The organism is Acinetobacter sp. AHP123 (assembly GCF_023757925.1).
In the GTDB taxonomy this organism is placed as follows: domain Bacteria; phylum Pseudomonadota; class Gammaproteobacteria; order Pseudomonadales; family Moraxellaceae; genus Acinetobacter; species Acinetobacter oleivorans.
In genome coordinates this window covers 3,266,485-3,283,874 of record NZ_CP092454.1, presented here as the reverse complement: position 1 = coordinate 3,283,874, position 17,390 = coordinate 3,266,485, and the positions used below count along the sequence as shown (strand labels likewise).

Annotated in this window: 22 protein-coding genes; 14 read left to right on the top strand and 8 right to left on the bottom strand. The window is 35.3% G+C overall.

From position 1 onward, the window contains the following. Window positions 1-18: 18 nt before the first annotated feature. Window positions 19-888, bottom strand: a complete 870-nt coding sequence (locus MJX77_RS15600) for a DUF2797 domain-containing protein (RefSeq protein ID WP_049836561.1) — start codon at window positions 886-888, stop codon at window positions 19-21. A gap of 39 nt (window positions 889-927) precedes the next feature. Here MJX77_RS15600 and MJX77_RS15595 point away from each other — a divergent pair, with 39 nt between their 5' ends. Together MJX77_RS15595 and MJX77_RS15590 are read left to right on the top strand one after the other, a co-directional pair. Further along, window positions 928-1,389, top strand: a complete 462-nt coding sequence (locus MJX77_RS15595) for a DUF6231 family protein (protein ID WP_005304907.1) — start codon at window positions 928-930, stop codon at window positions 1,387-1,389. A gap of 99 nt (window positions 1,390-1,488) precedes the next feature. Further along, window positions 1,489-2,082: a YidB family protein gene (locus MJX77_RS15590; RefSeq protein WP_252059590.1), complete on the top strand. Its 594-nt coding sequence runs from the start codon at window positions 1,489-1,491 to the stop codon at window positions 2,080-2,082. Between the two features lie 109 nt (window positions 2,083-2,191). Here the strand turns inward: MJX77_RS15590 and MJX77_RS15585 are convergent, their stop codons facing one another. The 3 genes from MJX77_RS15585 to MJX77_RS15575 all read right to left on the bottom strand — a co-directional run bounded on the left by MJX77_RS15585 (window position 2,192) and on the right by MJX77_RS15575 (window position 4,254). Then, window positions 2,192-3,298, bottom strand: coding sequence for a porin (locus MJX77_RS15585; protein ID WP_151767280.1), 1,107 nt, complete (start codon window positions 3,296-3,298; stop codon window positions 2,192-2,194). Window positions 3,299-3,553: 255 nt separating this feature from the next. After that, window positions 3,554-3,967 (bottom strand): HIT family protein, encoded by a 414-nt coding sequence (locus MJX77_RS15580; RefSeq protein ID WP_111853820.1) that lies wholly within the window; start codon window positions 3,965-3,967, stop codon window positions 3,554-3,556. A gap of 17 nt (window positions 3,968-3,984) precedes the next feature. Continuing rightward, a complete protein-coding gene (locus MJX77_RS15575; protein ID WP_005304919.1) occupies window positions 3,985-4,254 on the bottom strand; it encodes a YARHG domain-containing protein in 270 nt (89 codons plus the stop codon). An 864-nt stretch (window positions 4,255-5,118) separates the two neighbouring features. Between MJX77_RS15575 and MJX77_RS15570 the strand changes: the two genes are divergently transcribed. Next, window positions 5,119-5,583, top strand: coding sequence for a hypothetical protein (locus MJX77_RS15570; protein ID WP_252059589.1), 465 nt, complete (start codon window positions 5,119-5,121; stop codon window positions 5,581-5,583). Window positions 5,584-5,735: 152 nt separating this feature from the next. Here the strand turns inward: MJX77_RS15570 and MJX77_RS15565 are convergent, their stop codons facing one another. Then, entirely contained in the window at window positions 5,736-6,608 is an 873-nt protein-coding gene (locus MJX77_RS15565) for an NAD(P)-dependent oxidoreductase (RefSeq protein ID WP_252059588.1), read from the bottom strand. A 10-nt stretch (window positions 6,609-6,618) separates the two neighbouring features. Continuing rightward, window positions 6,619-7,704, bottom strand: a complete 1,086-nt coding sequence (locus MJX77_RS15560; RefSeq protein ID WP_252059587.1) for an alpha/beta fold hydrolase — start codon at window positions 7,702-7,704, stop codon at window positions 6,619-6,621. A 135-nt stretch (window positions 7,705-7,839) separates the two neighbouring features. On the opposite strand from MJX77_RS15560, the gene MJX77_RS15555 reads away from it, so the two are divergent. The 5 genes from MJX77_RS15555 to MJX77_RS15535 all read left to right on the top strand — a co-directional run bounded on the left by MJX77_RS15555 (window position 7,840) and on the right by MJX77_RS15535 (window position 12,125). Then, window positions 7,840-9,027, top strand: coding sequence for an O-succinylhomoserine sulfhydrylase (locus MJX77_RS15555; protein WP_216070181.1), 1,188 nt, complete (start codon window positions 7,840-7,842; stop codon window positions 9,025-9,027). Between the two features lie 194 nt (window positions 9,028-9,221). Continuing rightward, a complete protein-coding gene (locus MJX77_RS15550; protein WP_151823210.1) occupies window positions 9,222-9,455 on the top strand; it encodes a hypothetical protein in 234 nt (77 codons plus the stop codon). Window positions 9,456-9,736: 281 nt separating this feature from the next. Beyond that, the gene (locus MJX77_RS15545; protein WP_005304937.1) at window positions 9,737-10,066 is read left to right on the top strand and encodes a YbaB/EbfC family nucleoid-associated protein; all 330 of its coding nucleotides are present in this window, start codon (window positions 9,737-9,739) and stop codon (window positions 10,064-10,066) included. 9 nt (window positions 10,067-10,075) lie between these two features. Then, window positions 10,076-10,672, top strand: a complete 597-nt coding sequence (gene recR / locus MJX77_RS15540) for a recombination mediator RecR (protein ID WP_224971875.1) — start codon at window positions 10,076-10,078, stop codon at window positions 10,670-10,672. Window positions 10,673-11,000: 328 nt separating this feature from the next. Further along, window positions 11,001-12,125, top strand: a complete 1,125-nt coding sequence (locus tag MJX77_RS15535; protein ID WP_111853826.1) for a ribonuclease D — start codon at window positions 11,001-11,003, stop codon at window positions 12,123-12,125. 457 nt (window positions 12,126-12,582) lie between these two features. On the opposite strand, the gene MJX77_RS15530 is transcribed toward MJX77_RS15535, so the two are convergent. Then, the gene (locus tag MJX77_RS15530; RefSeq protein ID WP_252059586.1) at window positions 12,583-13,263 is read right to left on the bottom strand and encodes an FMN-dependent NADH-azoreductase; all 681 of its coding nucleotides are present in this window, start codon (window positions 13,261-13,263) and stop codon (window positions 12,583-12,585) included. A gap of 118 nt (window positions 13,264-13,381) precedes the next feature. Here MJX77_RS15530 and MJX77_RS15525 point away from each other — a divergent pair, with 118 nt between their 5' ends. The 3 genes from MJX77_RS15525 (at window position 13,382) to MJX77_RS15515 (ending at window position 15,114) form a co-directional block, all read left to right on the top strand. Further along, on the top strand, window positions 13,382-14,233 hold the full coding sequence (locus MJX77_RS15525) for a LysR family transcriptional regulator (RefSeq protein WP_013198008.1): 852 nt from the start codon (window positions 13,382-13,384) through the stop codon (window positions 14,231-14,233). Window positions 14,234-14,330: 97 nt separating this feature from the next. Further along, the gene (locus MJX77_RS15520; protein WP_005304955.1) at window positions 14,331-14,597 is read left to right on the top strand and encodes a hypothetical protein; all 267 of its coding nucleotides are present in this window, start codon (window positions 14,331-14,333) and stop codon (window positions 14,595-14,597) included. Between the two features lie 181 nt (window positions 14,598-14,778). After that, a complete protein-coding gene (locus MJX77_RS15515; RefSeq protein ID WP_013198007.1) occupies window positions 14,779-15,114 on the top strand; it encodes a hypothetical protein in 336 nt (111 codons plus the stop codon). Between the two features lie 68 nt (window positions 15,115-15,182). Here the strand turns inward: MJX77_RS15515 and MJX77_RS15510 are convergent, their stop codons facing one another. Continuing rightward, window positions 15,183-15,347, bottom strand: coding sequence for a hypothetical protein (locus tag MJX77_RS15510; RefSeq protein ID WP_002113596.1), 165 nt, complete (start codon window positions 15,345-15,347; stop codon window positions 15,183-15,185). 471 nt (window positions 15,348-15,818) lie between these two features. Here MJX77_RS15510 and MJX77_RS15505 point away from each other — a divergent pair, with 471 nt between their 5' ends. From MJX77_RS15505 to MJX77_RS15495, 3 genes are read left to right on the top strand one after another with little or no spacing between them, the layout of a single operon-like run. Further along, window positions 15,819-16,124: a YcgL domain-containing protein gene (locus tag MJX77_RS15505; protein ID WP_005304960.1), complete on the top strand. Its 306-nt coding sequence runs from the start codon at window positions 15,819-15,821 to the stop codon at window positions 16,122-16,124. Further along, window positions 16,117-16,503 (top strand): hypothetical protein, encoded by a 387-nt coding sequence (locus MJX77_RS15500; protein WP_250374201.1) that lies wholly within the window; start codon window positions 16,117-16,119, stop codon window positions 16,501-16,503. Before MJX77_RS15505 ends, MJX77_RS15500 begins: the two co-directional genes overlap by 8 nt. Before the next feature lie 29 nt (window positions 16,504-16,532). After that, on the top strand, window positions 16,533-17,384 hold the full coding sequence (locus MJX77_RS15495) for an AAA family ATPase (protein ID WP_002113662.1): 852 nt from the start codon (window positions 16,533-16,535) through the stop codon (window positions 17,382-17,384). Window positions 17,385-17,390 lie beyond the last annotated feature (6 nt).

The following is a 17,390-nucleotide window of genomic DNA, read 5'->3' as shown; positions in this document are numbered from 1 at the left end:
AGGGGCTTTAAAACTTACTTAAGCACGTACGATCAGCTCGTAACCCGTATATTTACGGACGTTGATGACACCAATATCAAAGATTAAATATTGCCCTTTAATACCTTGTAATACACCACGAATTTTTGGTGTTTTATCTAGATTAAGAGACTTAATTTTTTCAGGATATTGTTCAACTGGATAAACAAACTCACGTGGCAATTCATTTTCCAGTAGTTCAACCGTTTCGTTAAATTCAAGGTTTTGACTGAATTCCTCACGAATAGTTTGAATTTTCGGTGCAAACTCTTCGATTAACTGATCACGTTGTTCAGTCAGTTTCAGAGGTTCAGCTTCACCCTTAAGGAGTTTACGCCAGTCAGTTTTGTCAGCAACTAAAGAACCAAACATAGTTTCAAGTTGACCAGATAAACGGCGTGATCCAACTTTTAAAATTGGTAAGGCTTGGGTTGCACCTTGATCTAACCAACGACCTGGCATATGGCTAACACGAGTAATGCCTACTTTTAGAGCACTTGAGTTTGCCAAATATACAATATGCGGTTGGAAACACACATTATGGGCAAAGTCATCTTCACGACATGTACCTAAATGATAGTGGCATGTTTCAGGTTTCATAATGCATAGGTCACATTCTGCTTTAGTTTTAAAGCATTTAAAGCAGTGGCCTTGAGAATAAGATTTTGGTGTTTTAGTGCCACAAGAAGTGCAATAAATATTACCTGTCCATTCGATTTCTAGTTCTTGTCCTAAATTAAAAGGAAGATCAATTTCTGAACGGTCTAATACAAATTTGTATTCAACATTTGCCTTGGTTGTCTGTTGATCAGTTACACTAGCATCTTTTAGGCCTGCATGCATTTTATGGCAAATGCCTTGTAGTTCCATAAAGTTTAAACTCACATCTTTCAATTAAGGGTTGCAGTTATGGCTGAACAAAATGTCATCACTTCTATGCTAGACGATTTATCAAACGAACAGCCCATTCATACTGCACTTTGTATTGGCCAGAAAATTGACCAGAATAACGCAATTCAATGGCACTATTTTACCGTAACTGAGCTTTTAAGTCTGCCTTTTACTCAGCGTTATGACTTGGGTTTTGTATTGTTTGATACAGATGAAATGCAGAACATAACTGAACTACAAAAGTCACAATTATTAGTGAAGCTAAGAGATTTATTAGCAAAACGAATTGTTGTAGTAAGTAAACGCAGTGATGAACAGTTATTACGTTCTTTAGGTTTCACGCAACTCATTGATAAAACTTCACATGATAGTGATTTTGCTTTATGGCAATTTAATATCTTGACCTATAAGCATGTTCCAGATTGGTTTAATTCAAAGTTCTGGGCAAACCCAGAGAATTGGAATAAATTCCGCTGGTAAAATGGCACAAAATCTCTTTCAAAATTTAACAATTTGGCTTTTGCTGTCTTAACAAGAATCCGCGTATGCTCGTGTATAAACCATACATAAGAGTTACACATGACAAATTTAAGCAACATTGTAGAAGTTCTGGCTCAGCAGGCTTTAGGTGGGAACCAGCAAGCATCAGGTCAAGGTGGTTTAGGTGGAATTTTAGGTTCAGTACTCGGACAAATGGGGGGCAATACTTCTTCTGGCGCACAAGGTGGTCTTGGAGGCGTACTAGGTTCTGTATTAGGTCAAGTGACTGGAAATAATAATAACGCACCTCAAGCAGGTGGTGGCGTACAAAATTTATTAATTGCAGTTGTACCTTTAATCTTAGGTTGGGTTCAACAACAAGGTGGTTTGCAGGCTGCTTTAGAAAAGTTAAAAGGTGCGGGTTTAGGTAACCAAGTTCAAAGCTGGGTTGATCCAAATCAAAGTAATAGCGAAGTTCCTACTCAACAATTGCAGAGTTTATTTAATCCAGCTGACATTGAGCAAGTTGCTGCGCAAGCTCAAGCTCCAAAAGAGCAAGTTTACGGTGCAATTGCTTCAGTCTTACCTCAAGTCATTGACTCATTAACACCTCAGGGTGAAAGTACCGATCATCAAGAAGCAAACCAAGACATTCAAAACGTTATGAATCTTGTAAGTGGTTTCTTAAAGTAAGCTACAAAGTAAAAAAAAGCCGATATAAAAATATCGGCTTTTTTAGTCTGAACAATAAAATAAAAGGGCATTAGCCCTTTTATTTTAGATATGAATCAAAGATAACTAATTAGAAGTTATATTCGATACCTGTACCTACAACAGTTTGTTTGTCATCATCATTCAACCAGTCACGTTTTTGTTGAGCAACGATGCCGTAGAAACGAGCTTGCTTGTTGATTTGGTAATCAAGACCTAAACCGTACAAGTCTATTTTACGATCTGATTGACCACTTACTTGTGTTTCAGCTGAAGCATATTCTGCTTTTACTTTAAGTTTAGTGTTAGGAATTTTATAAGCAGCTGTTACTGCATATGCTTGTTCCTCTAAACCACGGTAAGCTTTACCCGCTTTATCGATTGAACCATCTGATTTATATGATTGACCATATGCAGTCAATTCATCAGTAGGTTCAGCGTGTTGCCATAAAGCACCTACAACAAAACCTGATTTTGCGATGTCATAAGAACCAGTTACACGGTAAGCATCTGTATAAACATCTTTCAAACCGTAAGCCGCATATTTACCTTTAATACCAAAGTCACCAGCGGCAGCTACTGCTAAGCCAAGGTCTTTGTTTTCATAACCAAGCGCAGTAGACACAGAGTCAAAGCTGTCATTCTTGCTGTCTTTACCAGTTTCACCTTGTTTGCTGTCAGAGGTGCTTTCACCAGTTTGAGCCATGATGTTGAAAGTTAAACCAGCTAATAATTTAGGGTCTAATTCAAAACCAACTACGTTATCTAAGCGGTTTTCACCGTACATGATATTGGTAATATCTAAACGTGTATCGTCATTAAAGATGTCTTGGTTACCACCAGCAGCAGTTTTAAAGTAAGAGTCGTATTTACCTACTTTTAAAGTACCAACACCTTCAGTTTTTAAACCGATGAAACGGTTACGAGCGCTAAGGTCACTATCAGAACCTGAACCATCAGTAGAAATTGCCCATTCAGCTAAATAAACAGCAGATAACTTGTCAGTTAATTTCTCTTCGCCTTTTACCCCAATGCGAGAAGAGTTTGAGTTAACTTCGGTAACATCACTTTTACCATCGAAATTTTTATTATCAACTTGGTTAATAGAAACATTTAGTTTGCCATACAAAGTTGGCGCTGCTTGCACCGCGTTTATGCTCAAAGTTGCAACTGCGGCAGCGAGTAGCAATTTCTTCATTGAGATTTCTCCAAAAGGTATTTAAAAATGGCGTATGCCTAGTTAACTATTTATTTTGTAGTTGACTTATGTACAAAAAGTTACAAAAGCTCACCAACTTGCTAAGCAGTATCGGCAAACTTTGTGACAGGGGCGTGAAAAATAAATGACAGTTTTATGACGATTAAAATTTAGAAATAAATTAATTATTTTAATTTTTTATAGTTTTTAGACGAAAAAAAGCGGAGTCAAAACTCCGCTTTAATATATTAAAAATCAAAGAGCTGCTTTAATTTTCTCAGCTAAAGCTTTAATTTTTTCTTGATCACCTAACTCTACAGCATGTCTTCCAAGTTGATGCACATTTGTAGGAATAAGGTGAAAATGAACATGCGGAACAGTTTGTCCAGCCGCTGCTCCAGAAAGTTGCATCAAGACAATACCTTCTAAATTGAGGGCTTTTTCCATTGCTTTCGCAATTTTCTGAACAATTTGGATAGTATATGCGGCTGCTTCTGGGGGTAAATCAAGGAGCGTTACAGCAGGTGTTTTTGGAATAACTAATGTATGACCATCGGCTTGAGGCATAATATCCATAAAAGCTAGAACTTGATCATCTTCATAGATTTTTATCGCTGGAAGTTCATTGCGTAAAATTTTGGCGAAGATATTTTGATCATCGTATGCCATGTATTAGTCCTTTAAAATTATTTACATTTCAATTCTTTCTGACGCTCTTTAATAGCATCAAGACGTTGTTGCTCTTTGTCAGAAAACTTTGGTTTTGTCGTATGACAGTTTTCATTACCATATTTTTCTTTAGCATCAGGATCTTTAAAACAAAAGCCTTTTGATGCATAAATCAAATTATAGTCATCTTGCAATTTCTGACATTCTTGCTCAGGCGTTGCAGCTTGAACGCTTAAACCAGCCATGCTCACCATGCCAGTAAAGACTGCAACCATAAATTTATTCATGAGCGTTTCCTCAGTTAAAGGTATGAACCTGTACTCAATATAAGGTTTATTACCAATATTTCAATGATTATTAATTACTCAAATGTCATTTTGGGTGATAATTTGTTCATAAAATAAATAAAAACTTTAGATATCAATAATTTATAAAAATCAAATAAAAACATAAACTTAAGAGAAATTATATATATTTTTTTAGAATTTGATTCTTTTTAATTCACTTTTAACTTTTATTGGCGATATAAAAATATGCCTAAGATTAAGGTGATCAGATATAAAAAATTTTAGCAAAAGATGAGATCTTATAGCCTATTCCATTTGCTAAATAGACAAATGAAGTTTGAAATTAGGTCAATGAAAAAGGGGATTAGCAATGACATTATCAAAAACACAAAACGTGATAATTATCACAGTTTGTGTTTTTAGGATTAAGTGGAATTCACTGGGCCCATTTTAATTTAGACGGAAATGGGCTTTTTCTTTTAAGCTGTAAAATATTAATAGACCAAAAGTAATCTTATTTTACACTTCAATTGAAAGATGTATTGATTTTGCATGTTTTAACTTCTATTATATAGTCCTTAAATTGCTGCGTTTGATAGTTTTTTGTTTTTGTAGCCCATTTCTAAAATTGAGATGGGTTTTTTTTATTTAAGTTATTTCGAAATATATTAATTTAACCCCACTCTTGTGAGTTGTAATTAGCTATATGTTTAATTAGTGTGATGCATTAGGCATACAACTTTCACTTTTACTGTTGTGGTTACTTTTTAATCTAACTAACTTACATATAGCAATGTTATATTCATCATACTTCCTTAAAGGATCTGATTATTCATCGGAGACAAGATTAAAAGGAAATAGAGAATGCCAAAATTTTTACTCATTGCTGAAAGCATTTATGAGAAATCTGAAGAAGAAAAGCTTTTCTCAGAGGATATTATTGAACACTTGAATCGCTTAGTTAGTATGATTCGACAAGAGATAAAAGATACTTCATATAAATTAAAATATAACTTTATTGATTTTGAAGAATGTTTAAATAAGCCAGCAAATGAATGTTCAGCTAAACTCGATATTAGTTTAATGCCAACATATAAAAATAAAGGTGAATATATTATGTGGTTGGCTAGTTTTATTGAAAAGATTACTTTGGGGGGAAGAGAAAAGTTCCCACCACTTGCTAATACTTTGCTTCCTAGCTGTATGCTTGCCAATCCTTATTCAGCAAAAATGGAACAGGCTAAGGTTGTATCCGAAAAAAGTGCACAAATGATTGTAAATTATTTTAGATCCTCCGATTATAAAAAGGTTAATAAAGTACCTACGTAGTATAAAAATAATAATCTTTCAGATACTTAATGTTTTTATATAGAAAAATTTTCGTAATGAATGACATGAGTTTGCATGTTTGAGATTTCCTGCTATTCATTATTGAGCCTATTAAAACTAAGTTTAATAGGCAGCCTTCTAAAAGATTAAATTTACTCTAATGTAATCTTTGTCCACGCTTCATACATTTTAACTGCCGCAGAGAAGTCACTGTTGTCTTCAGCAGTTAAATGAGCAGCTTGGATTAAACTTTGTGTTAATGACAAAAGCGGGGCAGGAAGCTTTGCTTGCTTGACTAAATCCAAAGCAATTCCTGTGTCTTTGGCAAGAAGAGGTAAGCCAAAGGTTACTGGAAATTCGCGACTCAATACACGCTGTGGGAAGATAGTTTCTGTTACCAGACTTTTACCACTTGAAGCGTTAATACACTCTAAAGCTTCGTTCAAACTTACCCCATGCGCTTTTAAAGCACTGAAACCTTCTGCAACAGACCAAAGGTTGACCGCAAGTAGCATATTATTAACTGCTTTTACTGCAAATCCAGCGCCAGACTCACCGACATGTTTAATTAATTTTCCTACCGCTTGTAGAGCTGGTAATGCGCGTTCGAAAGCTGCTGCATCACCACCCACCATTACAGTCAGAGTTGCATTTTCAGCTCCTACGGTTTGACCGCTTACTGGAGCATCCAGAAAATCAATATTCAATTGCTTTAATGAGCTGGCTAAGGCGCGGGCAGAGTTAGGAACCCCGCTGGTACAGTCAATCCAGATTGCACCAGATTTAATTTCAACACCATTAATAAGTACTTCTACATCAGTGCTTGTCGGTAAGCATGAAAATATAATATCTGCTTGTACAGCTTGCTCTAATGAGACAGCCTTAGTGCCATAGTCTGCTGCATGTTGTTTGGCTTTTTCAAAATTTCGATTCCATACATAGACAGTATCGAAGTGTTTTGGTAAATGCGCTGCCATACGGTAGCCCATTGCACCCAAACCAATAAATGCAACAGATTGACTCATGACCTTATCCTTAAATTTGTGTTGAACGTTCGGCGAGCCATGCAGCCAGTTTCGGCCAAAACTCCAGAGCACTTGCTTGACTCGACATTAGGCCTAAATGACCACCGGGGATGAGAGTAAACGTGACATCCTGACTGTTTGTCAATTGACTTAATGGTGAAGCAGCGTCAGCAGTGACCAACTGATCACTACGACCCGCGCCAACTAAGAGGGAACAATCTATATTTTTTAATTCGATTTTCTTATCTTTTAACTGAATAAAGCCGCGTTTTAGCGGATTTTGTAGCCAGACATTAAACAACATGTCCTGATTAATGCCACCCGGATAGTCAATCATATTATTTAAAAAGTTACTTAGGGTGGCATGCTCTTGTACAAATTGCAGGTCATCAAGATTCTTTAGCAATTGCACATGTCCATCTAACCAACCTTTAGGATCAAGAATTTTGAAACCTAATGAATTTAAAATCCCGGGACTGTGGATCAGACGTTTTGGCAATCCAGAGTAAATACGTTCCTGTATTTTCTTATTGCGACTAATCAACTGATTTATGGTTTGATAGAGCTTGCCAATATGGCCAGATGCATAACTATCTATTGGACTACCAAGAACAATTAAATTTTTAATGTAGTTGGGTTGGTTCAGAGCAGTATATAAAGTAACGAATATGCCTGCCATACTCCAGCCATGGAGCGAGATTTGCTCACTTCCTGAATGTGCGCGAACGAGTTTTATTGCTTTAGGAATGAAATCTTCAATAAATGATAAAAAGTTAAGGTGTCTATCTTTAAACTTTAAGCGTCCCCAATCGACCAAATAGACATCGAAGCCCGCATTTTGAAAGTATTTAATAAGAGAACGATAAGGATATAAATCATAAATCGCCATATTAATTGCGAGTGGTGCAACAAACACTAATGGTTCTTTAAATTTTTTTTGTGTTGCTGCGTAATAACGAATACGCGTTTGATTGAATTCGCCAATTACCTCAAAGGGGGTGCTTTGTGATAGTACCAATGTTTTTGAATGAAATAGTCGGGCAGAAAGGTGCTTGATTTGGCTTTGTTCTGAGACAAGGGACTTTAAGCGTTTCATCTTGCTTTACCAACTATTTACTAAAATTAAATAAAGTCTAAGCGATAATTTTAATGTTTACCTTGACCTTAAATACCTTAGACACTCAAAATGATGATAGTTTTTTAGTACATGACCAGTAAAGGCGAACATTTAATGAACCAGTCTGATGATTTAGAATACCAACTTGATACTTTAGCCATTCGTACCGGACATACTCGTAGTTTTGAAGGTGAGCATGGCGAACCGATTTTTTTGACATCATCTTTTGTATATGAAAATGCAGAAGAAGCTGCAGCAAAATTTTCTGGTCAAGTTCAAGGAAATATCTATTCTCGTTTTACCAATCCGACTGTATCGATGTTCGAAAAACGTTTAGCAGCTTTAGATGGTGCTGAACGTGCTGTTGCGACAAGCTCTGGAATGGGCGCGATTTTGTCAGTTACTATGGCATATCTCAAAGCGGGTGATCATGTTATTTGCTCAAGAGCAGTTTTTGGTTCAGTTGTTGCCTTGTTTGAAAAATATATTGCCAAGTTTGGCGTAGATATTACATTTGTCGATTTATGTGATTTGGACGATTGGAAAAACGCGGTACGTCCAGAAACTAAACTTTTATTTGTTGAGTCGCCGTCTAATCCTCTAGCCGAGATCGCAGATATTCAAGCGCTTGCAGATATTGCTCATGCGAATGGTGCATTACTTGCGGTTGATAACAGCTTCTGTACGCCTGTTTTACAGCAACCATTAAAATTTGGGGCAGACCTTGTCATTTACTCTGCGACTAAATATTTAGATGGACAAGGGCGCGCACTAGGCGGTGCTGTTGTCGGTAATCATCAGTTATTAGAAGAAGTTTTTGGTGTTGTCCGTACGCTTGGACCATCAATGAGTCCATTTAATGCATGGGTTTTCTTAAAAGGTTTAGAAACTTTACGTTTGCGTATGAAGGCACACTGTGAGAGTGCCCAAATTCTTGCAGAATGGTTATCTACTCATGAAAAAGTAGAAAAAGTTTACTATGCTGGTTTACCAACTCAAGAAGGTCATGAACTGGCCGCTAAACAGCAAACTGGTTTTGGTGGGATTGTTTCTTTCGTTGTTAAAGGCGAACGTGAAGGTGCTTGGAAGGTTATTGATAATACTAAGTTTATTTCGATTACTGGTAACCTAGGTGATGTGAAGTCAACAATTACCCATCCTGCAACGACTACACATGGCAAACTTTCTGTTGATGCAAAAGCTGCGGCTGGTATTCAAGAGGGGTTAATCCGTGTATCTGTAGGCTTAGAAGATATTAATGACATTATTCGTGATATCTCACGTGGTCTTGATCTGATCTAATTATCCTTATTGAAATAATTCTTTTGGGTTATTTTTTCATGAAACCATCTCTTTAATCGAGATGGTTTTTTTATATTTAAATGTTACTCAAATTTCAGAATTACAATAAAAAACCTACATTTTTGTTTAAATGAGAGCTAAGAGTACAAGGTATAAAGACTGTAAATTTAATTAAAAGAAATGTGAGTTTTAAAATGCTTAAGCCTATTGCTATTGTCGTTGTAGTGGGGGTAATCGGGGTAGTTGGATACAAATTGCTGACCAAACCGAGTCAGAACCCAATGAATGAGACAACTTTATTGATCAACAATGCAGAGAAGTCTGTTCAAGAAGCAGATAAATCTATTCAAGAAGCAAATACCTCCTTTAAGAAAGTTCCTTTAAGTGAATATAAAACAATTGATAAAGGTCTACAGGCATCTCAATAGTGCTATGAGTTTTTATAAGACTTTAACGTATGCCATCTAAATATTTAAGAAGTGTACCTAAGTATGAGCATGTTACTCATGTCGCTACGTAAAATAGAGCTAGAGATACTGATAGAAAACATTAGCCTATTGTGTCAGAATTACGGATTAATTTGAGTTCAATGCACTAATCTGTATGTATTTTAATCGCATAGGTTGGTTCAATGAGATTAAGTTTTTATAAAGTATTACCAGATAACGCATAATACTTTAAAGATTTGATAGAGATACGGAGTAAAGTTATGAATATCAATATGCTCATGCAGCAAGCGCAGCGTATGCAAAAAGATATGGAAACAAATATAAAAAAGGCGAAAGAAGAGCTTGCTCAAACTGAAGTTCATGCAGAAGCTGGTGGCGGTTTGGTTAAAGTAACCATGACTGGGCGCTATCTTGTAAAACGTATCGAAATTAACCCTGAATTACTTCAAGATGAACCAGATATGATTGAAGATTTGATTGCTGCAGCGGTAAATGATGCTGTACGTCAAGCAGAAGTTATTTCTGAAGAAAAAATGCAAAAAGCGAATTCTGGTATGGGCTTGCCACCTGGCTTAGCGGGCATGTTCTAAGGAAATTCTGTGTTTAGCGATAGATTTGAACAACTCGTTCAAGCTTTACGTATATTGCCTAGCGTTGGTCCGAAATCGGCTCAACGTATGGCATTACATCTTTTGATGAAAAATCGAGAAGGTGCGTTTGCATTAGCCCATGCTTTACATGAAGCTTCAAGTTATATTCATGAGTGCAGCATTTGCCATTCTTTAACTGAACATGAAATTTGTGATATTTGCGCCTCAACTGAGCGAGAAGATCAACTATTGTGTGTGGTTGAATCACCAGCAGATGTAATGGCGATTGAGCAAAGCGGAAGTTTCCGTGGTAAATACCATGTTTTAGGTGGGCATCTTTCACCTTTAGATGGTATTGGTCCAGAAGAAATTGGTATTCCTTATCTGATTCAGCGTTTAAGCCAAGGTAAAATTGAAGAAGTGATTTTGGCAACAAATGCGACTGTAGAGGGACAAGCGACCGCTCATTATTTGGTAGAGGCGACTAAGCACTTACCTATACAAATGACACGTATTGCTCAAGGTGTACCGCAAGGTGGTGAACTTGAGTATGTAGATAGCCATACCTTAAGTCAGGCAGTTCATAATCGTATGAGAATGAAATAAGCATTTCGATGCTTATTTCATTGATGTCATATAAAATTGAATTAGATTTATTAATTTAGCAATATAAAGGCAAATATTATTTTGTCTTTAATTACAAAAATCGTTTAAATAAAATATGAAAGCCCATAAGAATGAAAAAGATCTTATAGATTTTAAACAATGAATATTTGGAGTTAACTTTAAAAATATAAATAAAAGATCAAAAAATTATCTATTTTCGAAAAATTGTTCAAAAATAGAGTATTCATAAAGGTTTAAGTGGTAATTTCCCACTTCTATGTTATATATACCAGAGTTCTAAGCACTCTTTGCATTTACTTGAGAAAGCATGTTTCAGTTTATCCAACAGCAAACCGATTTGGTTGATGTTCTTCAAAAAATGGATCAATGTTCGATATACGGACTTGATACAGAATTTATTAAGGTTGACACACTCTGGCCTAAACTTGGAGTATGCCAAGTTAATGTAAATGGCGATGTCTATCTGTTGGATGGTGTTTCATTAGATCTAAGTCAGTTTTGGAAAAAAATATTTCTCGCTCAGCAGAACATTTTTCATGCGTGTGGAGAAGACATCGATTTAATCTATCATTACGCTGATCAAGAAGATCTGCTTAATGTGTTTGATACTCAAGTGGGCCTTTCTTTCTTGGGCCATGGGCTGCAAGTAAGTTACCAAGGGGCTTTGAAGCTTTGTCTCGACATTGACATTGAAAAAGATCAAACAAGATCTGATTGGTTAGCTCGACCTTTATCGCCTCAGCAACTTTGTTATGCGGCAAATGATGTTCTATATATAATGAAGTTAGCGCATCATATTCAAGAACAGCTTAAGCAGAAAGGGCTTTATGACTATGTTCTTGAAGATTGTAGTAGTTTAACTAAAGAAATTATTAGTGAAACGCCGACAGAGTTGCTTTACACCGATGTTGGTAATTATCGCCATTCGCGTCGTCAATTGATGCAACTGCAAAATTTAAGTGAATGGCGCGAATACATTGTTAAAGCAACGAATCAGCCACGCAGTTTTATTCTTAGAAACTCAACCATGATTGATATGGTTGAAAAGAATCCACGTAATAGTTTTCAACTCTCGCAAGTTAAAGATATTCGCCCAAACGTAGTTCGTGAATATGGAAAAACTATTTTAGAATTACTTAAAGATTTGCCGATTGAAAGTGAATGGCCAACAAGAATTGCCAAACCTTTTAAAGTAACATCTAAAGAAACTTTGCATAAAATGGATATGGTACTTGCCCATGCAATAAGTGAAACTTCTATTCCTAAAGAAGTATTGCTTAGAAAGAAATGGCTAAATGCAATTCATCAACATGTTCTTTCTCAAGGGGATGAACAAGATTTACCTGATTATCTTTTGGGTTGGCGTTACGAGCTATTAACTCAACCATTAATTCAGTTATTTCAAGAAGAAAAACAAAGTCTATCCATTTAAAATGATGTGATAGTTCAAATTTAAAAGCTCATCTTCGTGATGGGCTTTTTTAATGAAGAGTAATGAATAATTTAAATTGAGTAGTTTTTATTTATAAATAATAGATATTCAATATTAATAGTTAATAAAGTAAATGTTTATGTTAGCTATATTAAATAATTAACTTTATTAAAAAGCTAGTAAAGTGATGGGTTGAAGTAATTTTAATTTGTAAAATTGATAATGAATTAAATTAACTGATTCAATGAGAAAAATTCAATTGATTAAACATACAGGTCTGTATATTCTTGGTTGTAAGAAAAACAATTTCAATATAAATAATATATAACTATAAGTTTGTTTCGGTGCAGAAATAAAAAAGCCAACCCAATTGGGTTGGCTTTTTATTTTTAATCATATAACTCAGTTAAAATGTCAGTAGATTCTTAAATTTTAAAAATTAAGGATTTATATTTTACTAACTTTCTGTATATGAAGCGGAAAGTTCAGCTACGAGTTTCTCTGCTTTTTGAAAAGCATTTTCTAATGATTTTAGATGTCGTGCATCTCTAAATTCTTGATATTCTGAAGCAATTTCATAAATTTTCTCTACGCCTAAATATTTGCTGAGCGTGCGAAGGTGAGGTGTGAGGTGATTCATCTGATGGCGGATGCCTTCTTTCTCAAAACCAAACTCTCCACTAGAGGTGATAATGATTAAAATTTTTCCATATAGAAGCGGTTGTAAAGGAAAGTCTCCTCGAGCAAGGTCAAAATCAAATGTTTTATTAATCCGAATAATTTGGTCAAACCATGCTTTAAGTTGAGCAGGCATACCATAATTGTACATAGGGGAAGAAATTAAAATGATATCTGAACTCGAAACTTCCGCGATTAACTGATCTGATATAGATAAAACATCACATTGAGCTTGAGTTCTTTTATTTTCAGGTGTGAATACAGCATCAATCCAGTCTTGATTAATAAATGGTGGCGGATTCATTCCTACATCACGATAAATATACTCATCTATAGGCAGTTGTTTTTTCCATGAGCTGACCAATCGGCTGGCAATATTTTTAGAAATCGAATTATGGTTTGGATTAGGGTTAATCGCAGCTCTTACACTAGCATCTATATGTAATATTTTACTCATCATAAATTCCAAAAAAGTTAAGGTTTAATTTATTTTGAGTTTTAAAAGATAAGTAGACAAACGAGAAAATTACATTTATAGATGAGTTTAGTTCACCTATAAGTATCACTTTGGAGAAAGCATGCAAGTCTCTTTGCAAGCACTTAAGGCATTTGAATCAGCCGCTCGATTGGGGAGTTTTAAATTGGCTGCTGAAGAACTTTCGCTAACACCTACTGCGATTTCACATCATATTACTAATTTAGAAAGCAGATTAAATGTTGATTTATTTCATCGACAAGTAAGAAAAATAACGCTTACAACCACCGGAGAGAGACTTGCTGGGGCAATTTCTGAAGGGTTTCGTAAAATTGAAGATGCATTAGATGAAATAACAGTAAATGGAAATGTAGTGAGAGTGGCTAGTACGTCTTCACTCGCTGCAATGCTGTTAATTCCTTCTATAAATGAATTTTATCAATTGCACCCCGATATCTCAGTTGAATTCTCTACAGGCGAAGCTTTAGAAAGTCATTTATATACATTGCCTATTCGATATGGTGATGTATCTTCAGTACCAGCTAAAGATGTCCTTAAATATGAGTCTTTTAATGTATTTGGTGCATCTAAACTTGCTCTGACCAAAGATGCGAGTGAGCCAATAACGTTATTTACCACAGAATGGAAAAATAAAGCATTACCAAGTCCACCATTAGACACATGGCTTAAGGTGAATGGATGGGACCAAAAGAGGGTGATAATTAAGAAATTTGATCAGGAAATTTTTGGCATACATGAGGCTTTATCTGCCAATGGATTAGTATTTTGTTCTGCTACACTTACCCATAGGTTCATTAAGGCGAATCTTTTACAGGAGTTTAAAACCAAACCCATTCAATCCGAGCTGTGTTACTACATTCCAAATAAGGAAGATTTTAAAAATAGAAATGCGAGAAAATTTATTGAATGGGTAGAAAGTTTATTCAACCAGTAAACTTATATCTTTGATTGGTTTTAACTACACAACACTAAAACTTATATAGCCTTTTTATGCTATAAACTTAGATAAATTAATAATTAGAGAGATAAATATGCTTAACAACTTTAATGCTGAACAAGCTCGTCAAAATGCTAAAAACTTTAAAATAAACCAAGACGTCATATTGGAAAAAATTTTAACTGGTACTGAGTCTGAATCTAAGGAGGGAAAGAGAAAAGCAACTTTCTGGTTTCCTGTTGATGCTATAAGCCCTGATCATCTTACTCTGGTTGAAGAGGAGCTTAAAAACAGAGGGTTTAATGTCTCAACTGATATTGAGCACTCTGGTACCACGATCACAATTGAAATAAGTTTCTAATTATCGTTGTGTTTTAACCAAACCATCCTTAAAACAAGGATGGTTTTTTTTGTTGCATGATTTTCTGTGATTTAGAGGAAGTAAATATAAATTTATTTACAATTAAATTTATATTAATCAGGATATTATTTGACAGACTCCATCTTCTTCTGTAGCTTTACTTTTTGAGTGGAATATGGATATGAACTTCCAAACAATACTTTTATCTTTCAAAAATCAATCTACTGGTACAGATGCATTTAAAGATTTAAAAAATGCTTGTGAACAGTCTCTTAAAGAATCTCAAAATACAAAAGAAAAAGCAGCCGTCTATTTAATCTATGGTTTTGCGCGTAGCTACGTGATCTTATATGAAGATGAAGCAGTAACGTCTGAATTTGCCAACACCTCTAAGTCTACGCTTATAGACTACATGGAATGTTTAAATGAAGCTCTATTAAGTCAAAATGATAGCGCTATTTTGAATGCCTTAAATCAAGTAAGCGATGACTATATAAAGAGCTCTCGAGTTTTCTAAACACTATTAATTTATTTTTGATGAAAATACTTCTTTAGCCCAAGCTAAAGAAGTATTTAATGTTTGTTTTAGTGAGACTTTTTCTTACCGCCACCATCTTGTTTATTGACAGTAGACCATGCAATTCGTTCAGCTTCTTCTTGAGAATGACCTCTATCTACTTCACTCTCAACAATATGTTTAGCCTGACGTTTTTGCTTTGCTGTATAAGCTGTTTTATCACCGCGAGGCATAAGTTCATCCTCCATATCTATCATTAAGATACTTAATATTTAAACATGCTGAGAATTTAAACCAGTTAAGTAATGTCTCCCAATGTGTATTAAGTAGTTAGAAGTTTTACCTAAATGTGAATGTAAAAAAGTAATACCTCACTTTAATATCATAAATTTCATAGTATTAATGTGTGCAAGTATTAAAAATAGATCACAAAAAGTACTCAGTAACGAACATTTTTTCTTTTTTCCTAAAAATTGTTTTTATTTTATTAAAGTTGAAAATTAGGTTTAGTGTTTAAAATCAAATATTTATTAATTTGTTGTGAAAGCGAATTTTTATCTGGAACAAAGTTATTATCGACCTTAATCAATGTTGTAGGTTAATATTTCCCAAGAATTAAAAAAACGACTGATGCGTAAACAAACCTGCGTGTGTGAGTCGTTTTTTTTCATGTATGCTGTCCTTAGTTCAAGAGTTGATTTGAAATGCACTGTGATATTTATAGATCGAGCAAAAAAGATGAAATGTACATGTATATTGCTCGTCCAAACTATCCTGACGATGCGGAACAAGCTGATCCGTTTGAAAATGTTCCTGAAGCTGTTTTACAAGCGTTTGGTCGTGCAACGTTTGTCATGCATTTAGAATTAGCTCCAACACGCAAATTGGCGCGTGCTAATGTTTTACATGTTTTAGACTCATTACAAACAAAAGGTTTCTTTATTCAGATGCCGCCAGAAGGGTTAATTAACCCAAATGCGGTTGAACCAGAGGGCTTACGTGGTGCGTGAAGATCAAACTGGAATAATGAATCAATTATTCTCTTTTTTGGATGTTGTTCCTGAAGGTGTTATTGCTTTAACAGCTTACGGAATAGGCGCTATTATTGCTTTATGGTGTTGGTGGCGATTAATGCGTCGCCTTCCTACAACTTTTGGTGCAATTAGCTGGCTTATTGTATTTGCTGTTTTAGTTACCCCAACAGTGTCTGAAGGACCGAATGCATCAGTAGCACCGGCTATTTTTGGACTCCTATTTGGTGTTTTAACCAAAGATAGCCCTCTGATTTGGTCAAATTTATCTTTAATTCTGTTTGTAGTTGGTCTAGGTTTGGTTGTTGGCTATTGTTGGTCAAAATATTCAACAAACAAAAGCATGCGTTCCATCTAACCATTGAAATAGAAAAATAAGGTCTTTACATGTCTGCTGATACCCAACATTTTACCGGTACAGATCAATATATCGCGACTGATAGTCTTAAGCTCGCTGTAAAAGCAGCTCGTGCTTTACAAAAGCCTTTACTAATTAAGGGTGAACCAGGTACGGGTAAAACTTTACTTGCTGAACAAGTAGCACAAAGCTTGGGTTTAAAACTGATCACTTGGCATATCAAATCCACAACCAAAGCGCAGCAAGGGTTGTATGAATATGATGCGGTTTCTCGTTTAAGAGACAGCCAGTTAGGTGATGATCGAGTTTACGATATTAAGAACTATATTAAACCCGGTAAACTGTGGGAAGCTTTCACGAGTGAAGAGCGTTGTGTTTTGTTAATTGATGAAATTGACAAAGCCGATATCGAGTTTCCAAATGACTTGCTGCATGAACTCGATAAAATGTCTTTTTATGTTTATGAAACCAATGAAACAATTACGGCAACACAACGCCCAATTGTAATTATTACTTCGAATAATGAAAAAGAATTACCAGATGCTTTCTTGCGTCGTTGTTTCTTTCATTACATTGAGTTTCCAGATGAAGCTACAATGCGAGAAATCATTGCTGTTCATTTCCCAAATATCTCTGCAACCCTAGTAAACGAAGCTTTACAGGTTTTCTTTAAACTACGTGAAATTCCTAATTTGAAGAAACCACCATCAACCTCTGAGTTAATTGATTGGTTAAGCTTGCTCATGGCAGACGATATGCCAGAAGATGTATTACGCAATCGAGATACATCAAAAGCGATTCCACCTTTATATGGCGCGCTGATCAAAAACGAGCAGGATGTGCAACTCCTCGAACGTTTGGCTTTCATGTCTCGACGTTAAAGGAGG